Source organism: Vibrio mimicus CAIM 602 (assembly GCF_000338875.1).
In the GTDB taxonomy this organism is placed as follows: domain Bacteria; phylum Pseudomonadota; class Gammaproteobacteria; order Enterobacterales; family Vibrionaceae; genus Vibrio; species Vibrio mimicus.
The window spans coordinates 1-22,633 of record NZ_AOMO01000019.1 but is presented as its reverse complement, the minus strand read 5'-3'; the positions used below and the strand labels follow the sequence as shown (position 1 = coordinate 22,633).

Below are 22,633 nucleotides of genomic sequence, written 5' to 3'. Positions count from 1 at the left end.
AATAAGTGAGGAGCAGAAATGGATCTTTCAGATATTCGCCGCGAGTACATTCATGGTGGGCTAAGAAGAAAAGATTTACAGGCCAACCCGATTGATCAGTTTAACTTGTGGTTACAGCAGGCGATTGATGCCAACTTGTCCGATCCTACCGCGATGACGGTTGCGACCGTCGATGAGAATGGACAACCTTTTCAGCGTATTGTGCTACTTAAGAATGTGGATGATGCAGGTTTTGTGTTTTACACCAACTTAGGTAGTCGTAAGGCGCAGCACATTGCCCACAACAACAAAATCAGCCTTCATTTCCCTTGGCATCCACTTGAGCGCCAAGTACACATCACAGGTGTGGCGGAAAAGCTGACTGCGTTGGAAAACATGAAATATTTCATGTCTCGCCCGAAAGAGAGCCAAATTGCGGCGATTGCCAGCCACCAAAGTAGCCGAATTTCTGCACGTGGTGTGTTGGAAGGGAAATATCTTGAGCTAAAACAGAAGTTTGCTAACGGTGAAATCCCTGTTCCGAGTTTTTGGGGCGGCTACCGAATTAAGCCGGAAAGTATTGAATTCTGGCAAGGTGGTGAGCACCGACTGCATGACCGTTTCCTTTACTCCCGCGAAGGAAATGCTTGGCTAGTGGATCGTTTGGCACCATAGGCTAAGAACCTGAATTACTAAGCTTGAAGTTGCAGCAACAATTGCTCGCTGCAACTTCAAGAATCGTGGCGACCCAGAGACTTACATGGTGTGATCGCTTAAGACTACCGAAAGTTGTTTCTTCAGTAAGGTTTTGGGAATCACAGAACCAAAACCGCGATCGAGCGCTAAATCAATCAGTTGATCTTTACTCAACGCGCCAAATTTACTGCGCAATTTTGCTTCATACCCTTCAACCGTTTTTATTGAAATACCCATCACCCGTGCAATGTGCTGCGGTTTTTTGCCATAAAGCAGCAGAAACAACACTTCTGACTCACGTGCAGTGAGTTTTAAATCTGCTCCATCCGTAATCGTTTTGAAGGTTGTTGAGGTGGATAAGCCTGTCGCGCGGCATACCCAGTGTCCCACTTCTAGAATGGCGGTGTCAGTTAAATCTTGACCGAAGAAAATGGTCCCTTGAATATTGCCATGAGTATCTCGCCAAGGTGTTTTGGTAAAGATATGCGCATGCCAGTGGCCATCCGGATAAGGATGGATATCGAGCACCTTCACTGATTGACCTGTTTCAATCACGTAACGGTCTTGCTGCTGAAAATCCGCTGCGCAGGCAGCGGTTGGGCTTGGCATCTCGAAATCGGTGCGTCCGATACAATCTTCTTCGCTTGCTACCCCAATCAACTGACCATAGGCTTGGTTGGCATAAACGAAAACAGAATTGAGGTCTTTACAGCCCCAATAACCGGGGAGTTGTTTGAATAGAGAAATCTGCTCTGATGTCAGATGGTTAGACACGCCGTATCCTCCGCTGGAAAAGCGGCGATATGATACCAAGAGCATGATGGCTTGTAAGCTAATCTCGCCCAGTTTGCGGCCGTTTGGACGAAAAAAAGCCAGCCTGAAGACGGGCTGGCGCAAATACAAGAAACATATCTTGTCGACGTGTAGAAGAGGTTCCATGGATTCAGCGAGGGTCTGCTGAAAACACAGAGGTATCATGTTGATACCAGACATCAGTCATGCAACTCATGTCTTAAGCAATACTTTACCGAACGGGGTACAAATGAAAAGGGGGGAAATCCCCCCCTTTGTGCATGATTTATAGTGCGAAAGTTACAATTCTCGCAATACACGGAAACCGACGTAATTGGCTGCCGTGGTCGGGCTTACAAAGAGCTCACTGTAAGCTTTAGCCATTTCTGGTGAGAAGCTCCAAGCGCCGCCTTTGGCTAGTCCACGCGAATCGCCTGTCCATTCCCAAACGTTACCAACCATGTCATAGAAGCCCAGTGCGTTAGGCGCGAAGGCTTTGACAGGAGACGTGCTCTTATTTGACCAAGTGGTGCCGCCCCAGCCAGTGTTGGCTTTACCTGCACCAAATTTTTTGCCCCACCAGTAGTCGGTCTTGCTGCCTGCTCGCGCGGCGATTTCCCACTCTTCTTCTGTAGGCAGACGATATTTGAAGCCCGTTTGTTTTGAGAGCCAGCGAGCATAGGCTTTAGCATCGTTTTGGCTGATGCATACTACAGGTGATTCTTTACCTTGTTTGAAACCTGGGTTACGCCAGTAGCTGTCAGAAACAGGAGCAACTTCGGATTCATCAACGGAGATACACAACTTTTTCAGCTCTGCATCGGTTTGATAATTGGACTGATTCACGAATGCTTCGAACTGGGCGACAGTCACTGGAGTGGCACTCAATGCGAAAGCATGATCAAGGTTGTACTGCTTCGATGCATTCTCACCTAAGAAGTACTGCCCTGGTGTGATGGTGATGACTTCAGGGATAGGAACCTTACCTTTGAGCGAGTCTGCAAACTTAGCCCCAGTACGAAGTGGGTTGGTTTTTTCGTGTAAATTGACCCGTAAAGTTTGATCAGAAGTGATGTTCACTTCTTGTTGGAAAGAACGGAATCCTTCTTTCTCAATTTGTACCAAGTGTTTGCCAACAGGGAGCATGACTTCTACAGGAGTGCTGCCATAGTTTACGCCGTCCACAGTCACACGATCACCATGCTGATTAGAGCGCAGTGAAAGACTGATCCATGCGATTTCTTGTTGCTGCTGATCTAGTTGCCCTTGACCGGGTGCAAAGCAGTACTGCGAATCAATATTCAACAGTTTACAAGGGGCATTTTCCGCAGGGCGGGCTTCAAGTTGAGCATTCACAATGCTTCTAAAGCGCATGCCATCATAGAAACCAGAATCCAACACCGCGTGTTTCAGTACATGGATGTTCAGGGAAACATTGTTAAGCTGTGGTTTGATGACATTGGATTCGCTGCTCTCATCCACCAGCCACAGTTGGAACTGGTTAACCGCTTTCTGCAGAGCAAGATCGTTGGTTTGCTTGCTACATTGAGCAAACGTCATATCCGCATTACATACGTTGGTAAAACTGACTTTTTGCTCACCAACACGTTGCAACTCCTCGCGCAGTCTATCCACCCGTGCGCGCATTTTATCTTGTTGGAGTAAAGCAATGCTCTGTTCTATGGTCTGCTGCTGTGCTTGGTATTGTGCCAACGCTGTTTGCATCTCTTGCAGCTTTTGCTCGGCATCCAAACGAGCCACTTGGTTTTGTTTGACCTCAGCCCATGCAGCTTGATAAGCGTTTTGAGATGGCTGGATATCCAGATCCGGCTCATCAATCATTTTCTGATAATCACGCTCAAGATTGGTTTTGGCGTTTTTCAGCGCGGTATCCAATGCTTTGGCTTGCTGAGTCAGTCGATTCAGCTCGGATTGTTGATTATCGACGGCCGCTTTCTGAAGCTTGGTGGCATCCGTAGCATTTTGCAGCTCGGTATGTTTGCCAAATAGCGCATCATCAATGGCAAGAACAGAGGAGGCTACTTCCTCTGCTAGCACCGGTGCTGCCATCAAGCAAGGTGAAAGTGCTATTAATAGAGCGGGAATCCCTTGTCGCATGGTGGTCTACTTCAAGTTAGGAAATTAAGTCTAAGTTATGAACATTCTAAACGAAAACGCCATTTTGTCAGAAGTCATCTTTCAATAACTTAGTGACAAAATGGCGTTTTATCTACAGCTTTGTGAATTCAGACAAAAAATCGTTCGATTTTTATGCCGTTAGCTGTCTTTGTTTGGTCTGAGTTTGACCCATACCGTGTCGTGACCGTTAACCGTAATTACACGATTGTAGGTCTCGTATCCTTCTTTCGATACGGTCACTTGATGACGACCTGCTGGTAACACTAATTCAACTGGAGTGCTGCCGTAGTTGATGCCATTGATGGTCACAGAATCATTGTATTGATCTGAACGCACGGTTACGTTTGCCCATTGCTTATCTTGCTTTTTAGGCGCAGGTTGCTCAGCATCACCTTTCAAACAGTAACGTGTTTCTACGTTAAGTAGTTTACAGGCGGCTACTGCGTCAGGTTTAGCTTGTAACTGAGCTTGCATCTGAGTGAAATACTCGTTGTTACCTTCGAAACCTGAACGGATCATCTGGCTTTCTTGAACGTGAATGTTGAGTTCAACACCTTTTAGGTTTTGTTTGGCAATCACAGATTCGGTCAAATCATTGATCAGCTTCTCACGGAATGTTTTGACCGCTTTTTGTTTGGTGAGGTATTGCCCTTGGTTGGCACATTCACCCAACGTCATAGTGGTTGAACAGGTCGTTTTGAAACTGGTTTCCAGCACATCACTTTCGCGCAGTTCAGCGGCTAAACGCTTCACTCGTGCTTCAATTTTGGCTTCTTCCAAATTGGTTAGCTCAGTATTCAAACGCGCTTGCTTCTGTTTGATTTGCGAAAGACGCATTTCAACTTCAGTCACAGCTTGTTCAGTATCGAGCTTTTGCGATTGGTTACCCTTCAGCGCATTCCACGCTTCTTGGTAGCGTTTTTGAAAGGTGACTAGGTCAGTATCTGGATCTTCAAGAAGACGAGTATACTGTTTGTCCAACTCTGACTTAGCTCGGTTGCGCTTGGCGTCTAACTCTTCGCCTTCGCGTTTTAATCGGTTCTGCTCATTTTTCAATTGTTGCAGTTTACCGCCCTCAACCTCGTAGTCGGTGAGAATCGCGTTGATTTCGTTTTGTTTGTTACTTAATTTCTCATCGATAGTTGCAACGGGGTCAGCTTGAGTGACCTCCTCTGCGTACACCGATGCAGATACCCATAAAGGGGATAGCGCAAGCAATAGCGCTGGGATGCGACATTTAATCATAGGTCCCTGCAACACATTTACGTTTAGCCACAAAAAAGTGGGAAAGACAAACTTTTGACAGCTTTGTAGATAGCTGAATTATTTAATGCAAATTTTATTCCGCTTAGTCGAAAATAATCACCAATCCGTGCATTAGGTGACTGATTTTTTGAACTTTAGATCTAAGCATTTTCATTTTGGGCAGATTCGAGAAATATGCAAGCTGAGTTTTCTGATCTACTTTAACGTTTTTAAATTGAGTACACATTGACCGTAATTTATGTGCACTTGATCATTGTTCCGAGATGAGAATCTAACCCAATTGCAGCCAAGTTTTTGTACCAATATGTGTGTAATTGGTTATTAACATTCGCTAAATGGGAGTGATTTCGTTTTGAGACGATTTGGTATACCATGGCCGCGCAAACACCACCTTGTGAGGTTGAAATGGCTCAATCGCATGCTTTTGATGTGGCCAATAGTCCCCAAATTGCCAAAGTTTTGTCGCCTAAGCCGGCAGAGCTGATCACTTTGCCTTCGCACATGGCTTGCCATGATCATAGTTACACGCAAATTGTGATTGGTTTAAAAGGCCAAGCAGAATTTGAAGTGCGTGGCATCGGCAATATTGTTGGCCCGGGGCAGGGGTGTGTCGTGACTTCGGGCTCAGATCACGCGTTTGGTGGCGTAGTCGGACAATCGGATATTCTGGTGTTAAATATGCCTATGCCGAGTGATGATGACCCGCTACTGCTGCGTAAACTGAATGAACTCGCGGTCGGTGATGTCTATTTTCAACTGGATGGTCAGATCCAACGTTTGATCCAAATGCTGGTGCAGGAGATGCAAGCCAGTCCTGACGATCTTCTACTTGGCCGAGCTTGTAACGATACGGTGGTGGCACTTTTGCAGCGTCACATCAGTGCGCTTGCCAGTGCCCACAAAGAATCCCGTTTTGATATGGAAGTGGTGGATCGCTATATCGAGCAGCACTTAGCGCATCGTATTTCCGTTGCACAATTGGCGGGGTGCGTGTTCTTAAGTGAAAGCCAATTCCACGCGCTGTTTAAAGAGCAGATGGGGCTCACGCCGCATCAATATGTGTTGAATAAACGCGTCGATATGGCGAAAAAGCTGATTGAACAAGGGCGACTCAATTTGGGCCAGATTGCGGAGCTGACAGGGTTTTCTAATCAAAGCACTTTCGCTCATACTTTCTCACGACTGCATGGTATTTCCCCTTCGCAATATAAGCGGCGATTTTCTACTGCATCGTAATTGTTATTGATCCTTGGATTCCCAGCTAATTGAGTGAGCTCGCTAAGATGGTGTTGCTCCCAATCCTGCACATTCATTTCCCTCTTGGTACAAAACAATAGTGACTACGCATCTGCCTGCTTAGTGATAGTAGGTAGATCTCTTTTTATCGTTGTTGAGTTGCAACAATTGCAAAATAATTGGCGAGTAAACTCGCTCTAATTGGTGTGATCTTGTTTTTGTTTTGTTAAAACTCAGAGTTATTGACAAAATACTAGGACTTTTTGACAAGTTTTCTTCTCGCGCTCAAAATACACTGCCAGCCATTGCAGGAAACCTGACTCAATCTGTCAGGTATGAGATGAAGGAAACCACATGTTTACAGCAACCGATGTGTTGAACGCAGAGTTTATCGAGCAGCCGCTAGATAAACTATGGTCGCTGATCTCTCCACTGTATATGGTGGACGAATCCCAATGGCTGACCCAATTATTGCCTCTCGCGACCCCAAGTGACGCTGAAAAAGCTTCGATGGCGGAGAAAACCACGCGCTTAATTGAAGCGATCCGCAGCGATAAAAAAGCGGTGCAAATGATTGATGCACTGCTGCTGGAATACAGCTTGGATACCCAAGAAGGTATTTTGCTGATGTGTTTGGCAGAAGCTTTAATGCGTATTCCTGATGCGGAAACGGCTGATGCGTTTATTAAAGATCGCCTTGGTGTTGCGGATTGGAAATCCCACCTGAAAAATTCAGATTCTGTGTTCGTAAATGCTTCAACTTGGGGCTTGATGCTCACAGGTAAAGTGATTGGCTTGGCTGATGGTGACACCGCAAGCCCAGTGCAAGCGGTGAATCGTTTAGTCAATAAGCTGACTGAACCTGTGATCCGCAAAGCCATGCATCAAGCGATGAAGATCATGGGTCATCAATTCGTGCTTGGACGCACCATTGAAGAAGCGCAGAAAAATGGCCGCCCGATGCGTGATAAGGGTTATACCTACTCCTTTGACATGTTGGGCGAAGCGGCGCTGACTTCCGCCGATGCACACAAATATTTCAAAGATTACCTAATGGCGATTGAAGCGGTAGGCCGCGACAAATATGGTTTGGAAACCAGCCCAGCCCCGTCGGTGTCGATCAAGCTTTCGGCTTTGCATCCTCGTTACCAAGTGGCGAATGCCGATCGCGTGATGACCGAGCTGTACAGCACTCTGATCCAACTGCTTGAACGCGCGAAAGAGCTGGATGTGGCCATCACGATTGATGCTGAAGAGGCGGATCGTTTAGAGCTGTCACTGCATCTGTTTGAAAAGCTCTATCGAAGCGACACACTGCGTGGTTGGGGCAAGTTTGGTTTGGTGGTTCAAGCCTACTCCAAACGTGCGTTGCCGGTATTGGTATGGCTGACTGCACTCGCGAAAGAGCAGGGCGATTTAATCCCTGTACGTTTAGTGAAAGGTGCGTATTGGGATAGCGAAATCAAGATGTCGCAGCAACGCGGCTTTACTGGCTATCCGGTTTATACGCGCAAAGAAGCGACCGATGTTTCTTATCTGGCATGTGCACGCTTCCTACTGAGTGAAAGTGTACGCGGTAATCTGTTCCCGCAATTTGCTAGCCATAACGCCCAAACCGTGACGGCGATTGCGGTGATGGCACAGCACAAAGATTTTGAGTTCCAGCGTCTGCATGGCATGGGGGATGCGCTTTATCACCATGCGAAAGCCGCTTATCAGCAGTCGGTGCGTATTTATGCCCCCGTGGGCAGCCATAAAGATCTACTGCCATATCTTGTGCGTCGATTATTAGAGAATGGCGCGAACAGCTCATTTGTCCATCGCTTGGTGGATTCTCGTTGCCCGGTTGGTGCGTTGACTCAGCATCCAGTCGATATGCTGCTTGCGTTTGAAACCTTAAATAACCGTAAGATCCCACTGCCAACGGAGATTTTTGCAGAGCGCAAAAACTCATTGGGGATCAATATCGATATTGAGAGTGAAGCGAAGCCGTTTGAAGCTAAGATCCACGCTTGGTTAGATAAAGAGTGGCAAGCTGCGCCGATCATTGGCGGACACTCTTATTACGAAAGCATGATCAAGGCTGATCACAGTGCAGAGCCCGTCACTGCGCCTTACGATCGCCGTATTCAAGTCGGTCAGGTGTTTCACGCTAACCTTGATCATGTTTCCGCTGCGATCGACTCTGCTCAACAAGCTTTTGCAACTTGGAATGCGCTCGATGCCAGTGAGCGTGCGAGTAAATTGGATGCGCTGGCAGATCTGCTTGAACTGCATATGCCTGAGTTGGTGGCCTTGTGTCATCAAGAAGCGGGCAAAACCATTCACGACAGCATTGATGAAGTGCGTGAAGCGGTCGATTTCTGTCGTTATTACGCCAAACAAGTCGATGTGCTGGGCGAGTTCAGTGTCGAAAGCTTTGATGGATCAACACGTCGTGTCAGCCGTCAAGGTCGTGGTGTGTTTGTGTGTATTAGCCCGTGGAACTTCCCGCTGGCGATTTTCCTTGGCCAAATCAGTGCCGCCTTGGTGGCCGGAAATACCGTGATTGCCAAACCTGCCGAGCAAACCAGTTTGATCGCGTATCGCGCGGTTGAGCTGATGCAAGAAGCGGGTTTCCCAGCCGGAACTATCCAGCTTCTACTGGGGCGCGGTGCAGACATCGGCAGCGCACTCACTTCTCATCCGGCCATCGCGGGTGTGGCGTTTACTGGTTCAACCGCCACGGCGCAACGTATTAATCAAACCCTCGCGCAACGTGAAGCGGCTCCGGTGCCGTTTATTGCAGAAACTGGTGGCCAAAACGCCATGATTGTGGACAGCACAGCGTTGCCAGAGCAAGTGGTGCGTGATGTGCTGCGTTCAGCTTTCGCCTCTGCTGGCCAACGCTGTTCGGCACTGCGTGTGCTGTTTGTACAGCAAGATATTGCCGATCGCGTGATCACTTTGATTCAGGGCGCGATGCAAGAGCTGAAAGTGGGTGTGCCACATCTGCATCAAACCGATGTAGGGCCAGTGATTGATGAGAAAGCCAAACAGAAACTGTTGGCACACATTGAACATATGAGCCAAACCCAGAAGAAAATCGCTCAGTTAACCTTGGGTGAAACTTGCCAACACGGCGACTTTGTTGCGCCAACCGCCTTTGAAATTGATGACATTGCCGCGCTGAGTGAAGAACAGTTTGGCCCGATCTTGCACATAGTGCGCTTTAAAGCGCGCGAATTGGCGCAGATCGTCGACAAAATCAACCAAACTGGTTTTGGTTTAACCATGGGTATTCATAGCCGTAACGAAACCACGTATCGCTGGATTGAAAAGCATGCTCGGGTGGGCAACTGCTACATCAACCGCGATCAAGTCGGGGCTGTGGTGGGTGTACAACCGTTTGGCGGACAAGGGTTGTCTGGCACTGGTCCGAAAGCGGGCGGGCCTCACTATCTTTACCGCTTTACTCAAGTGCAATACCAATAACCCACAGCAAGGAGACGTATCATGGTGCATCAAGTAACCCGTTTTTCAGACGCCTTTTCTGCTTGGGAAAATTGGAATCTGACCGACTTTGACTCGAAATGTGAGTGTTTACTCGCGTTGAAATCTTTATTGGAAAACAGCATGCCCGGTGTGGCAAAAGTGATTTCCTACCATCTTCAACAGGCATCAACCTTGTTGGCGCATACGCACCAACTGACTGGGCCTACCGGAGAAACCAATGAGCTTTATACCGCAGGGCGTGGTGTTGCCCTGATCATCCAAGAGGATAACGGTGTTCAAGCCAAACAAGCCGCAGTAGCTCAACTGACCGCTGCCCTCGTGGCCGGTAATAGTGTTGTTTTTTGTAGTGACGATGCTGAATTGAGTTCTGCGTTAGTGACTGCTTACCAGCAGTCATCCCTTCCGGCAAATCTGTTGCAGTTTGCTTCTTTTGACGCGTATCACCAGCTGATCGAATCAGACGTGAGATGCGTTGGATATGTCGGAAACCTGTCGGTTGAGGCCACGCTCAACCGCCAACTCGCGAAACGTACAGGCGCGATTGTCAGTCTCGTTTCAGAAACGGATTTGCTCACCTTGCCGGTGGCGCATGATCCACATTTATCACTGCGCTTTATTACTGAGCGCACACGCACAATAAATATAACAGCAGTGGGTGGAAACGCGACGCTCTTGGAGCTGGGTGTGGATACTCATTAGTCCTTTCAGCGTTTACCCCCTTTGGATAAAAGGGGGTATGAAGGGCGATCTTGAAAAAGAGGACAAAACACAATGGAAAATAGCTTCGCTATTACAACCACCTTTATCGTCTACCTCATTTTGATGTTGGCGATTGGGGTTTACGCTTATCAGCGAACGAAAAACTCAGCCGACTACTTTCTGGGTGGCCGTTCATTAGGGCCATGGCCTGCGGCACTTTCCGCTGGCGCATCAGACATGAGTGGCTGGTTGCTGCTGGGTCTGCCGGGTTATGCGTATGCGGCTGGTATTGAGTCATTCTGGTTGGCTGGCGGCTTGCTCGTCGGTACTTGGGCTAACTGGTTAGTGAACGCTAAGCGTTTGCGTACTTACAGTATCACCACGGACTCTCTGACTTTACCTGAGTTTTTGTCACGCCGTTTTAACGACAGCTCAAAACTGATCCAAACCATTTCTGCGTTCTTTATTCTGCTGTTCTTCCTTTTCTATACCAGTTCAGGTTTGGTTGCCGGCGGTAAACTGTTTGAAACCGTGTTCGGCTTGGATTACTCCACAGCGGTGATTGTGGGTACTGTTTGTGTGGTGTCGTACACCTTGTTTGGTGGCTTCTTAGCGGTATCTTGGACTGACTTGGTGCAAGGCTTGCTGATGGCGGCGGCGCTGATGATTGTGCCGATTGCTGCGATGGAAGGGGGCTTTACTCAGCTTGATCACGATTTGGCGGCGATTAACCCAGAGCTATTGACTCTGTGGAATGACGCAAAAGGCGAACCTCTGTCCGCGATTGCGATTATCTCGCTGGTGGCTTGGGGCTTGGGCTATTTTGGTCAGCCGCACATTCTGGCGCGTTTCAAAGCATCACGTTCAAATAAAGATCTGACTACGGCTCGCCGTATTGCTGTGGTATGGACAGGTATTTCAATGGCGGGTGCGATTCTGGTTGGTTTAACTGGCCTGATTTTTGTCACGCAATCGGGCACGATTGGTCTTGATGATGGCGAAAAAATCTTCATGCTGCTGGTGAACTCACTGTTCCACCCTGTAGTGGCGGGCATTCTGCTCGCGGCAATTTTGGCAGCGATCATGAGTACTGCCGATTCACAACTGCTGGTGTCTTCATCTGCGCTCGCAGAAGACTTCTATAAGCAAGTGTTCAAAACCGATGCCAGCTCAGAAGAGATTGTGCGCGTTGGCCGTGCCGCGGTTGTGATCATCTCGCTGATTGCGCTGTTCTTAGCCATGACGCCGGATAGCTCAGTGCTTGGTTTGGTGTCCTACGCTTGGGCGGGCTTTGGTGCGGCATTTGGTCCTGCGCTGGTATTGAGCCTCTACTGGTCACGTATGAACCGCAATGGTGCCTTGGCAGGTATCATTGTGGGTGGTGTGACTATCGTGGTTTGGAAGCAGCTTTCAGGCGGTTGGTTTGATGTGTACGAAATCGTACCGGGAATCATTTTGTCGACACTGTCGATTGTTGCGGTCAGTCTGCTCACTGGTGAGCCAGATGAGAAAGTAAAAGCACAGCACCTAACGTTCAAAAAACACCTGATTGAACTTGAGTAAAACAGGTTCACTCTATTTAACAAGCCTCGCTTTGCGAGGCTTTCTTTTTTGCCCTGTATTTCTGTTATTGAGTAATTTTTTAATACAGGTCACGAAATTTGCACAAGAAATTATGTCTGGGGAACCTATCGCTGCAAAATGCGTCAATTGTCAATAGTGATAAATCGGATAGGAGGATCCGGCATGCCAAAAGCATATTGTCGTTGTTGTGGTAAACAAACCGCACATAAAATGGTCATGAAACGTGTGCAGACACAGCCAGAAGGCTGGCAAGGTTTCCAACAATTTCTCACTATGCTTATGCAAGGACAGCATTACTACCAGATGGAGCAACAATACTTTTGCCGAGTCTGTAACCAGCAGAATGAACGTGTTAAGCAGCACGATCGGTTAGCAGGTGCGCGAGTCTCTTAAGCGCGATCGCTTTCTTGCTTCGTTAAATGTAAAACTGCACCACGTCTTTCTGAAGTGGAGAGCATTCATGCGGATTGGTTTCCGTTGTCATCGTCACCTCTCGTTTTCCCCTCATCAGCATTACTTGCCTGTTTTTTCATCAAATATTTGAATGATGCTTCCACACCAATTGGGCAGCACCTCACACTTTAGTAATCCGCCATCATTACAGTTTCGATTGTGGGAGCTTTCACATAGTAATTCGCAGCCATTTCGCTAACTTGATCTCATATTAATGCAATTTAATATGAATGGAGTATTGTTCATGAGATTGAGTTTAAAGAGAAAGATGGTTTTCTCTGTGGTGGTGGCCATTGCAGTAACTGCGGCCGCCTTGGTGATTGCTGGGTATCACACTTTCAAAAAAGACAGTTGGCGGGCGATTGAAAGTGAAAGTCGCAACACTTTACAAGCGCATGCCAAAGGGATTGGAGACTGGTTTCTGGGCAAGCAATTGGCGCTTAAAGGATTGCGCGAAGAAATTGAACGCAATCCGCAGTTGGAGTTGGTGCCTCATTTAAGACAGACATTGCAGTCCGGCTCCTTTGGGCTGAGTTACTACGGTAATGAGCAAGGTGAAATGTTCCGCCAAGATCCGTCTCTCAACACGGCGGATTATGATCCACGTGTTCGAGGTTGGTATAAAGAAGCGAAAGCGGCGGGCAAACCGATTACGACCGATCCTTATGTGAGTGTCACCATGCAAACCTTAGTGGTGACTCTTGCTGAGCCTGTTCGCTATCAAGGTCAATTGATTGGTGTCGCCGCATCAAACCTCGCGTTAGACAAGCTGATTAAAGATGTTTTGGCCATTGAGGTCCCCGGAAAAGGTTATGCCGTACTGGTAAACCAGAAAGGCAAAATCGTCGCACATCCCACTCAAGAGCTCATTTTAAAAGCGACCGAAGAGATTTCTCCGGCACTGACGATTGCACAGCTAGATGCGACTGCGAAAAAACATGTACCACTGCATGCGAAGATCCGTGGCGCTGAAAAAGTGCTGATGGCGGAAGAGATCGAAAATACCGACTGGCTATTGGTCATGGTGATGGACAAAGCGGTACTTGAGCAGCCACTTAACGATATGTTGATGGTGCAAATTGGTATCGGTCTGGGCATCCTATTAGTGATGGCTCTGCTGACCTCTTGGTTTGTGGCTCGTCAGCTCAATGAGCTGGGTAACATTGCCAATGCACTGGCGGATATTGCCGAAGGGGATGGCGATCTCACACTCCGTTTGGAAGTTCGCAGCCAAGATGAAGTGGGTCTACTGGCCGATAAATTCAACAAGTTTGTCGATCGTTTACACCACATGGTGAAAAACGTGCGTGAAGTTTCGGTCGCGCTTAATCAGGGGGCGGATCATGCTGCGGCATCGGCAACTCAAGCGAGCAAACGGATCCGAACTCAACAAGATGAGATCACTATGGTCGCGACTGCTGTGACCGAAATGGCATCGGCGACCGCAGAAATTGCCGGAAACGCCGAAAATACCGCGAAGAATGCCACTCAATCGGTACAACTGGGCGAAGACGGCTTTGCTCAAATGCAACAAAGTAAGCAGTCGATTGACCAATTGGCGAAAGAGTTAACTGGCGCGGTGAGCATCATCAGTGAGCTAGAAGTGCATGCCAATGAAATTTCCACCATCTTGTCGACCATTCGTGGCATCGCGGAACAGACCAATTTGCTGGCACTGAATGCGGCGATTGAAGCGGCGCGTGCGGGTGAACAAGGGCGTGGATTTGCGGTGGTAGCGGATGAAGTCCGTGTTCTCTCGCAGCGTACCCATGCTTCGACGGAGGAAATCCAAGCCAAGATTGCTGGTTTGCAGAAAGTGACCACTACAGCGGTATCGGTGATGACCGAAAGCCATAAGCTGGTGGAAACGAGCGTAACGGATGTCAACCAAACGGGTGAAAGCTTGCAAGCGATCAGTGAAGCGATTCAGTTGATTAGCGATATGGCCACACAAATTGCCTCTGCGGCGGAAGAGCAATCACTGGTGACTGCGGACATTAATGCGAATACGGAATCGGTGCGCGAAGTGTGTGATCAGCTAGCCGAAGAAGCGCAGCATTCGGTGCAGCAAGCCAAATCGTTACACTCGATGGCGCAAGAGCTGAATAAAGAGATCTCCCGCTTTAAGTTATAAAAGCGAAGGAAAAGAGTGAGAGGGCATCGTCAGATGCCCTTTTTTTCGCGTGATGTTTATCACAGCTTATCGCATGACATTTCGGCACGCTTGCAGATGCCAGTATTTTATTGGCGATGAATCATTACAGGATGCAATGTTATGAATCTGGATCGGGTGGATGTGCAAATTCTGCGGATTCTGCACAACAAAGGTCGTTTGCCAGTGGTCGAATTGGCAAAACTCGTCAACTTAACCACTTCACCTTGCTCTGAGCGGGTAAAACGGCTGGAAAAAGAAGGGTACATCAAAGGCTATCACGCGGAATTGAATCCTGAGAAGTTAGGGCTTGATGTGCAGGTCTTTATCCATATTCGGCTCGATCAGAGCAGTTTTTCGATTTTCGATCGCTTTGCAAAAGCGGTTGCCGATATGCCAGAAATTGAAGCCTGTTACTCACTCTCTGGTGATTTTGACACCATGATTAAAGTTCGGGTGAAGGACATGAAAGCTTACCAAGCCTTTATGTCTGGAAAGCTGGGCACTTTGCCGGGTGTGATTCAAACGCGCAGTGAGTTTGTGATAGAAGAACACAAAACCAGTTTTGGGATAAATCCTGATCTGATTACGCATTTTTAACGGGAGGTTTTATGACTCAACTCTCAGTGGTTTCCTCTAAACCCGATTTTGTCAGCGATGAGATTAAAGCGATGCAGGCCGAGTTTGCTCGTCTGCAAACGCAATACAACAATGAACCTTATCCCAATTTGACGCGCCGTGAGCAACGTTTAGTGCAGTTAAAACGTGCTTTGTTGGAAGAGCAAGAAGCCTTGATTGCGGCGATGAATGAGGACTATGGTTTTCGCAGCCGCTTTGATACCTCATTGTGCGATTTACTGCCCTCCCTCAACCACCTCAACTATACCCTCAAGCACCTGAAAGGTTGGATGAAACCGAAAAGCCGTCATGCTGGTTTGATGATTCTGCCCTCGCGCGTTGAAGTGCAGTACCAACCCGTGGGTGTGGTAGGCATTATTGTGCCGTGGAATTTTCCTATTCTGCTTAGCTTAGCGCCACTGATCACCGCCATCGCGGCGGGCAACCAAGTGATGATCAAGTTCAGTGAATACACACCGAAAACCAACCAAGTGCTTGAACGAATCATACGTTCTTTGGGTGATGCGGCGGTGTGTGTGGAAGGGGAAGCCAAAATGGCTTCAGCATTCAGTGCACTACCTTTCAATCACCTTCTTTTTACTGGCTCTACCGTCGTAGGGAAGTTGGTGGCACAAGCGGCAGCGAAAAACCTGACCCCAGTGACCTTGGAGCTTGGCGGTAAATCTCCGGTGATCATCGCTGACGATGCGGATCTCGCGCGCAGCGTGGATAGCATTATGCTTGGCAAAACCACCAATGCTGGGCAAATCTGTGTTGCACCTGATTATGTGATGCTGCCGCAAGAGAAAGTTGCGATATTTGTAGAGCTTTATTTGCAGCGTTTTGCGCGCCGTTTTATCCGTAATGGCCGCTTGGATGTCACGCAAATTATTAACCAAGCGCAGTTTGAGCGCTTGCAGCATTATCTGGATGATGCGCAGCAAAAAGGTGCCAAAGTTAATACTGTCGTGGGTAAAACGGTTGAGTTAGAAGCAAGACAGATGCTGCCTCAATTACTGACTGAGGTGAGTGGCGACATGCTGGCGATGCAGCAAGAGATCTTTGGCCCGATCCTGCCGGTGATCGGCTATCGCACCATTGAGGAAGCGATTGAGCGAGTCAATCAAGGCCAGCGGCCATTGGCACTGTACGTGATGACCAAAGATAAGCATCTGGCGAATCACATTTTACAGCGCACTCACAGCGGTGGTGCGTGTGTGAACGATACCTTGATGCATGTTGCTGCGGATGATGCGCCATTTGGTGGCATCGGTGAATCAGGACAGGGGCATTATCACGGAATCGAAGGGTTTAAGACCTTCTCACACAGCAAAACTGTGCTTCATTCAGCCGCTTGGTTGCCACGTAATGGCTGGCTGCTGACTTATCGTAAATCCGTGCTGCGTCTGCTAACACGGTTTTTCTTGCGTTAATTTACGATGGTTAATATTCACTTCAAGCCGAGTTTCAATTCGGCTTGAAGGTTTTTAAATTCCCGATCATTAAACCCAAGATGTATACCCAACCTACAGCTTCAAGTAGGAAGGGTATAGGTTAAAAGTAGAATTCAGCTTTAATAGAGAGATAACTTTCACTGCTCAGGTAAGCCATCGGCTCATTATTGGCCATGGCAGATAAATAGTAACTCTCAGCCACCCAGCGCCAGTGATGGTTAATCCGACCGGAGGCAGTGAGTTTATAAATCTGCGAAGCATCATCTAAATCAAACAGACCGGAGAGCAACAGTTCGGTATCACTCACATCGTTGGCTTGCCAACGTAGCCCTAAAAATAGGTCATTGTCATAAATGGTTGCCGGGGCAGAAGTATCTCGGTTATCCCAAGTGTATTCCGCAATCAGTCCCAATTGTCCTTGAGAAAAGCTAAAGCCATACAGGGAATATTCAAAGCCAGCGACGAGCGTTCCGTAGGTACTGCCTTCTCCCGACTTCAGTGTTCCTTCCCCTTTGACTAAAAGATCATCCTTTGTCCATTGCAGCTCAGTGCCGAACTGAAAAATTTTGGCGTAACTTTGTTGCCATTCACTCGCTGTTTCTACCAGCAATGGCTCACGACTATTGCCATAGAAAGCGCTTAAGGCAATATCCAATTCATCCTGCCAGAAACTAACACGGCTCGCCAAATCGAGTGGTTGTTCGCCGTCAGGATAAAGTGCATCGCTGCTTACGGGTTTAGTTAAAGCTCGCCTTTGATTGGGTTCACGCCACGTTCTGGTTTGATGGAAGGGCAGTATAAGAAACTGCGTTTCTCCCCACTCTGGCAACCAGCGCATTTGCAGCATAGGTTGCCCCATTTTTTCCTCGTAACCCAATGCGATGCGCCCATCATACTGATTCACAATATTGACGGGTTGGTAGACTTCCGTAACGCCCCAATACACCAATCCATAGCCAATTAGCCACTCGGTGCTTTCCGCAGCATAAGTCAGGTTTGCTTCCCGCAAATTGATGAACCCTTGTCCGGATGGTGCTTCGTATTCCATATAAGGGGTGAAGTTGACTGCCCATCCTTGTTCATTCCACCAAGACATTCTGGGCGCAAGGATCATGGTTGCCGCAAAATGATCACAACACGCCGAGTTGGGAGAGGATTCTTGATAAAAGTCAGCAGCAAGGCCGATATACCCTTCAACTTTCTCCTCGGCTCCGGAGAATGACGCCCAAAGAGAGAATGGCAATAGGGCGTAAATCAGTTTGTTCGCCATCAGTTATGCCTGTATGCATTGCGAAGTTGATTCGGTTCAAAATAAGAAGCGGGAACGTCAACACCCAGCTGCATGTTTTGCCAAATCAGTGTTGAGCTGCGCTGGTTTTGCAGATTGTCCATTTGCGCGAATTTGGGTCGCCAGTAACGCTGGTTAAACTGCTGATACTCCGTTAAAGAAAGCTGCTTAAATAAGCTGCCTTTACGGTCGTAATACTCAATCTTTCTGGGTTGGTAGATGGATTGGTCGATCCAGGCGACCAGTTTGGAATAGCCAGAGTTTTCATATTGTGGGTAGCACGCCAATAGCCAGAATTGCTGGCCGTTTTCCGTCTTTTCCTCAATTAGCTCGTAACGATATTTATCCAGTTCCCAAGAACTCATGTCTTCATAAGCGAATTCACTACCCATAAATGGACCTGAACGGTTATTGGATGAAATGCGTTTAACCCGTTTGACCGAAGGCAGGTAGAGCCATTGATCATCCGCCTCAATCGCGTGGCTGAACGTGAGTAACGCGGTTCCCGCAATGTCCAAAGGTGCTTGAAAATAGGTCACGATTTTGTCGCCATCGTTCTCTTGTTCAATTCCTTTGATCATCAATTGGCGCGTCACGGTATCACCATTCGATGCACTGATTTTCATTTGAACATCAGCGGTATAAGAGAGATAGCCACTATCTCGATTCACCATTTCCGTTGCGATATCTAACCCTGACAGAGTTTGTTGTGCCATCACACTACTGGAAAGTGCTAGCAACATGGCTGACCACATTCTCATCTTCATTTCCTTATAAAAATCCCAATCTCGCAAGCAAAGTACCGGAGTTCGGAGAAAGTGGAACCTGTCCAAGTGGACAGGTTTAAGATCTGAGTGGACAGGGTAAAAATAGAAGGGCAATAGGTAGCATAAAAACTCCAATACACAAATTGTTACGTAAGGAGTTTTTATATTATGGAATTAGAACTGATTAATCTGAGAAGCCAAGGAAAAGAAATCATTGCAACGATTGATGATATTCTTGGCCCTGCTGAACAGCGTTATTTTGGTGAGGGTTATAAGCGCACTCAGTATCAATGTAGTATTCATTATCAAGAAAAACACGCTCAGGGATTAATTAGCGTTTCTTATAAAAATGATTGGTCTAAGAAAAAAACCAAAGAACGAAAGCCGCATTTGAGTACGATCGATGCATTTTTAATTGCAGGCCAAATTTCTTATGGTCTTATTAAGAGAAGCTTCCATCTTTCTAAAGATCAAATGGCACAATCATGGATTAGAAATATATCCATAAAAGCAGGGGCAGAAGCTTTGGAAAATTTAGACTCCGTTATTGTGAATGCTACTTTGGTTAATTCTGAACCTTCTATAGACAGTATGTTTGGTATGCTCAGTCGTGTAAAAACTACATTAGATAGTATGGAAGTTGAAGTCATCATTGATCATTCCATCGGGAAATTGAATCTTTGTGAATTATCTTCAGAAGATAATGATGAATATTTTAGCGATGATTTCCGCCTTAGACGCTGTCAATTGGAAAATAATACATTTAGCGACTCCGTCTGTGCGGTTTCCAGTGAATTAGTTTTCCAATGCCCTGAAAAACAATCTGTTGGTGCTATGGGGCAATACCCTAATGCATTAATGATGGTGGATTGGCTTACCTGTTTTGCTCAATTAGCTCAGCTCATCATGTACCGACTGGATAACTTGGATCGTAGTAATACTCACAACCTTTGGATGCGCTCAGTTTCTGTATCTACACCATATCCCATTATCCCTCGTCGTAAGCACATACTTACATTGAGAAGTTTAAAGAATGCTTTAGTCAGCAAGAATGACCAATCATGGCGTTTATCCACGGTATCCGGCTCTGTTGCGGGACACCCGGAGTTCAACTTAACAGCCAAGCTTTGCCACCAATTACCACAGATGCCACAAGGAGAAGTAGCGTGAAAATTGCCATATCAGGAACCTATTCCACAGGAAAGACAACATTAACCGAAGCGCTTTCTATCGCTACTCAAGTACCACGTACTCAGGCAAGAACAATGCGTGAGATCCTTCCGGATGCTGTACCTGGAAAAACGCTAGAACAGTGTAATCCTGCTGAGTTGCTTAATTTAGGTTTAAGCCGTTTAAGTGAACGAGTTGTCAATGAAGAGCGGTGCGGTGACAAATTTTTCTCAGATGGTTCATGTTTACACGAATGGGTTTATGGGGCTGCACGCCTTGAAACAGGAATTAACCCTAACGACAGTGATTTAGTGTTGGCTATAAAACGTTTAATGGGGAAACCTTATTTATCTGTTCATCGTGGTTATATTGATGCCTTTGGAAATGTCGCTAAACGTCATGCTAAGAAGACGTATACAAAATTTGTCCATTTGCCCATTGAATTTGATCTGGTTGCTGATGGCCATCGACCTGTATCAGAAAAATTTCGACAACTTTCGAATGATCTTCTTTTATCAACAGTTAAAGAACTGAATATTCCCTATATCACAGTAGGTGGGGATCTTCGAAACCGATTAATTACGATTGCTGAGCATTTTAATTTGCCAATCTATGTTGATGTTGATGAAGCAATAGAAATGGCAGTAAAGAAAGTGAAAACAGAAGCGATTGCGATAGAAAATTACCGACTTTCTATTTTGTCTCCACAAAAAGCTTAAATAATATATAGGAAATAATTCACCATGGAAAAATGGACAACGCCCAGAGCTTGGCTAGTTATAATGGCGTGGCTTGCTGTTATGGTTATTGCTTTTATGGGGCTAGGTAAACTCAGCCTAAATAATGATTACAAAGTCTTTTTTAGTCAGGACAACCCAGACTTAGTGGCTTTCGAAGCAATTGAAAATAAATACAACAGCAATGACAGCGTGCTGATTGTTGTACATCCAAAATTGGGTGATGTATTTCAGCCGGAGGTATTGCAAGCGGTATTGGAACTTACCGATTACGCATGGCAAACCCCGCACTCCTATCGTGTGGATTCGATAAGCAATTATCAGTACACCTATGCGAAAAATGATGATCTGATCGTTGAAGATTTCATCACTCAAGCCAACTTGAATCAGCCTCAAGGCTTACAAGAGAAGAAAGCGTATGCGTTAAAGCAACCGGAGTTAGTGAACCGCTACTTGGCCCAGGATGCACACTCGACAGCAATCAATGTGCTCGTCAGTTTGACCACCGAAGGGCAATCTGAAGAAGTGCGTGAAATTGCTCAATTTTGGCAAGACAAGAAGCAAGAGATGGAAGCACGCTATCCAAACCTTTCTTTCTACTTGACTGGGCAAGTGATGCAAAACGATGCGTTTGGTGAGGCCGCCCAACGTGATATGGGGAGTTTGGTTCCAGCGGCATTACTGCTGATCATTGTTGGAACGGGCATTTACTTGCGCAGTGTCTGGAGCTCAGTCGTGATGACACTCACGATCGTCTCGTCCATCTTTATCGCTTTAGGATCGGGAGGATGGCTTGGTATGGCCATTACCTCGCCATCAGCTTCTGCTCCTTTGATCATCTTAACGATGGCGGTCGCGGATTGTATCCATTTCCTACAAGGATACCGACAAGGGATTCAAAATGGTCTGGTGAAAAAAGACGCGCTTCAGTACTCCATGCGTAAACACCGCTTACCGATCATTTTGACCAGCTTGACCACCGCGGTGGGTTTCCTTTCGATGAACTTCAGCGATTCTCCACCGTTTAACGATCTGGGCAATATCACGGCTATGGGCGTGATCGCTGCCATGCTGTTGACCTTATTCTTGGTGCCCGCATTGCTTGCTGTGCTGCCGGTAGGCCGTCAGCGCAAAGTGAAACCGCTGTCCGTTTCAAACCCACAAGGTTCAGCAAAGCCACTAGAGCGTATTGCTCAGTGGTCAATGGTCAAACCGGGGGTGAAAATCGCGGTTGTTGTGGTGTGCAGCCTAGTTGTCGCCGCGAATATGGTTCGCAACGATATTGATGACACTCTATTCGAGTACTTCGATCACTCTTATGCGGTGCGCCAAGCGAATGATTTTACCTATGCGAATCTCACTGGTGTAGCGAGTATTCAATACGCGATCAGACCGGAAAAAGGAGAGCTGGTGACATCGCCCGATTTCCTGAACAAGCTAGACCGCTTTGTGGCAACCGCGCGTGAAACACAGGGTGTTTATCATGTGCAGTCACTCACTGACATCATGAAGCGTTTGAATAGCAGCTTGCACAACGATGATCCGGCTTTCTACCAATTGCCAACGGATCCCGATTTGTCTGCGCAAACCTTGCTGCTTTATGACATGTCTCTGCCTTATGGCTTAACACTCAGCAATCAAGTTGCACTGGATAAACAAGAGCTGCGAGTGGTTGTGACGGCGAAGAAGATGTCTTCCAACGATTTGGTGAGCCTTGAAGCAAACTTACGCCAACAATTGTTAGCTCTATTTCCTGAATCCAGCATAAGCCCTGGAGTAAGTGCCGACATCATGTTTGCTCATATTGGTTACCGTAATAACGTCAGCATGTTAACGGCATCCGCGGGAGCTTTGCTGGTAATTTCATTGTTGATTGGGCTTATCTTGCGTTCAGTACGTTTAGGCTTAATTAGTCTGTTGCCTAACGTGCTACCCGCTTCTATCGCATTTGGTTTGTGGGGCATTCTGGTGGGCGAGGTTGGGCTTAGTCTGTCCGTCATTGCGAGTATGACGTTAGGTATTGTGGTCGATGACACTATCCATTTGCTCTATCGTTTCCATACTGCACGTAAAGAAGGGCAATCAGAAAATGAGGCGATTGTGACTGC

The 22,633-nt window shown here is 47.0% G+C and carries 17 protein-coding genes; 12 read left to right on the top strand and 5 right to left on the bottom strand.

Translation table 11 applies throughout. From position 1 onward, the window contains the following. Positions 1–18: 18 nt before the first annotated feature. The gene (pdxH, locus tag D908_RS15875) at positions 19–654 is read left to right on the top strand and encodes a pyridoxamine 5'-phosphate oxidase (RefSeq protein WP_005522748.1); all 636 of its coding nucleotides are present in this window, start codon (positions 19–21) and stop codon (positions 652–654) included. An 81-nt stretch (positions 655–735) separates the two neighbouring features. Here the strand turns inward: pdxH and D908_RS15880 are convergent, their stop codons facing one another. From D908_RS15880 to D908_RS15890, 3 genes are all read right to left on the bottom strand, one after another. Then, complete coding sequence (locus tag D908_RS15880) at positions 736–1,668, bottom strand: helix-turn-helix transcriptional regulator (RefSeq protein ID WP_167733101.1); 933 nt, start codon at positions 1,666–1,668, stop codon at positions 736–738. Positions 1,669–1,767: 99 nt separating this feature from the next. Continuing rightward, positions 1,768–3,585 (bottom strand): SUMF1/EgtB/PvdO family nonheme iron enzyme, encoded by a 1,818-nt coding sequence (locus tag D908_RS15885; protein ID WP_005522746.1) that lies wholly within the window; start codon positions 3,583–3,585, stop codon positions 1,768–1,770. Positions 3,586–3,744: 159 nt separating this feature from the next. After that, positions 3,745–4,851 carry a PEGA domain-containing protein gene (locus D908_RS15890; RefSeq protein ID WP_000588512.1) on the bottom strand — a complete coding sequence of 369 codons (1,107 nt, stop codon included), beginning with the start codon at positions 4,849–4,851 and terminating at the stop codon, positions 3,745–3,747. 393 nt (positions 4,852–5,244) lie between these two features. On the opposite strand from D908_RS15890, the gene D908_RS15895 reads away from it, so the two are divergent. From D908_RS15895 to D908_RS15930, 8 genes are all read left to right on the top strand, one after another. Beyond that, on the top strand, positions 5,245–6,108 hold the full coding sequence (locus D908_RS15895) for an AraC family transcriptional regulator (protein ID WP_000741228.1): 864 nt from the start codon (positions 5,245–5,247) through the stop codon (positions 6,106–6,108). 354 nt (positions 6,109–6,462) lie between these two features. Continuing rightward, positions 6,463–9,582 carry a bifunctional proline dehydrogenase/L-glutamate gamma-semialdehyde dehydrogenase PutA gene (putA, locus tag D908_RS15900; protein ID WP_005522744.1) on the top strand — a complete coding sequence of 1,040 codons (3,120 nt, stop codon included), beginning with the start codon at positions 6,463–6,465 and terminating at the stop codon, positions 9,580–9,582. A gap of 21 nt (positions 9,583–9,603) precedes the next feature. Beyond that, positions 9,604–10,302, top strand: coding sequence for a hypothetical protein (locus D908_RS15905; protein ID WP_005522743.1), 699 nt, complete (start codon positions 9,604–9,606; stop codon positions 10,300–10,302). 72 nt (positions 10,303–10,374) lie between these two features. Beyond that, positions 10,375–11,865, top strand: coding sequence for a sodium/proline symporter PutP (gene putP / locus D908_RS15910; protein WP_000431686.1), 1,491 nt, complete (start codon positions 10,375–10,377; stop codon positions 11,863–11,865). A gap of 183 nt (positions 11,866–12,048) precedes the next feature. Next, the gene (locus D908_RS15915) at positions 12,049–12,279 is read left to right on the top strand and encodes a hypothetical protein (protein WP_001123605.1); all 231 of its coding nucleotides are present in this window, start codon (positions 12,049–12,051) and stop codon (positions 12,277–12,279) included. A 304-nt stretch (positions 12,280–12,583) separates the two neighbouring features. Further along, positions 12,584–14,473 carry a methyl-accepting chemotaxis protein gene (locus tag D908_RS15920; protein WP_005522742.1) on the top strand — a complete coding sequence of 630 codons (1,890 nt, stop codon included), beginning with the start codon at positions 12,584–12,586 and terminating at the stop codon, positions 14,471–14,473. Positions 14,474–14,614: 141 nt separating this feature from the next. Then, the gene (locus tag D908_RS15925; protein ID WP_001047034.1) at positions 14,615–15,091 is read left to right on the top strand and encodes an Lrp/AsnC family transcriptional regulator; all 477 of its coding nucleotides are present in this window, start codon (positions 14,615–14,617) and stop codon (positions 15,089–15,091) included. A gap of 11 nt (positions 15,092–15,102) precedes the next feature. Then, entirely contained in the window at positions 15,103–16,542 is a 1,440-nt protein-coding gene (locus D908_RS15930) for a coniferyl aldehyde dehydrogenase (RefSeq protein WP_005522741.1), read from the top strand. Between the two features lie 121 nt (positions 16,543–16,663). Here the strand turns inward: D908_RS15930 and D908_RS15935 are convergent, their stop codons facing one another. Continuing rightward, on the bottom strand, positions 16,664–17,833 hold the full coding sequence (locus D908_RS15935; RefSeq protein WP_005522736.1) for a hypothetical protein: 1,170 nt from the start codon (positions 17,831–17,833) through the stop codon (positions 16,664–16,666). Further along, the gene (locus D908_RS15940; protein ID WP_000269387.1) at positions 17,833–18,606 is read right to left on the bottom strand and encodes an outer membrane lipoprotein-sorting protein; all 774 of its coding nucleotides are present in this window, start codon (positions 18,604–18,606) and stop codon (positions 17,833–17,835) included. Before D908_RS15940 ends, D908_RS15935 begins: the two co-directional genes overlap by 1 nt. Before the next feature lie 180 nt (positions 18,607–18,786). On the opposite strand from D908_RS15940, the gene D908_RS15945 reads away from it, so the two are divergent. The 3 genes from D908_RS15945 to D908_RS15955 all read left to right on the top strand — a co-directional run. Further along, complete coding sequence (locus tag D908_RS15945; RefSeq protein ID WP_005522735.1) at positions 18,787–19,788, top strand: AvrD family protein; 1,002 nt, start codon at positions 18,787–18,789, stop codon at positions 19,786–19,788. Beyond that, the gene (locus tag D908_RS15950) at positions 19,785–20,507 is read left to right on the top strand and encodes an ATP/GTP-binding protein (protein ID WP_005522734.1); all 723 of its coding nucleotides are present in this window, start codon (positions 19,785–19,787) and stop codon (positions 20,505–20,507) included. Before D908_RS15945 ends, D908_RS15950 begins: the two co-directional genes overlap by 4 nt. Positions 20,508–20,531: 24 nt before the next feature. Beyond that, positions 20,532–22,633, top strand: a 2,102-nt coding sequence (locus tag D908_RS15955; RefSeq protein WP_005522733.1) for an efflux RND transporter permease subunit, incomplete at its 3' end; no start/stop codon positions are given.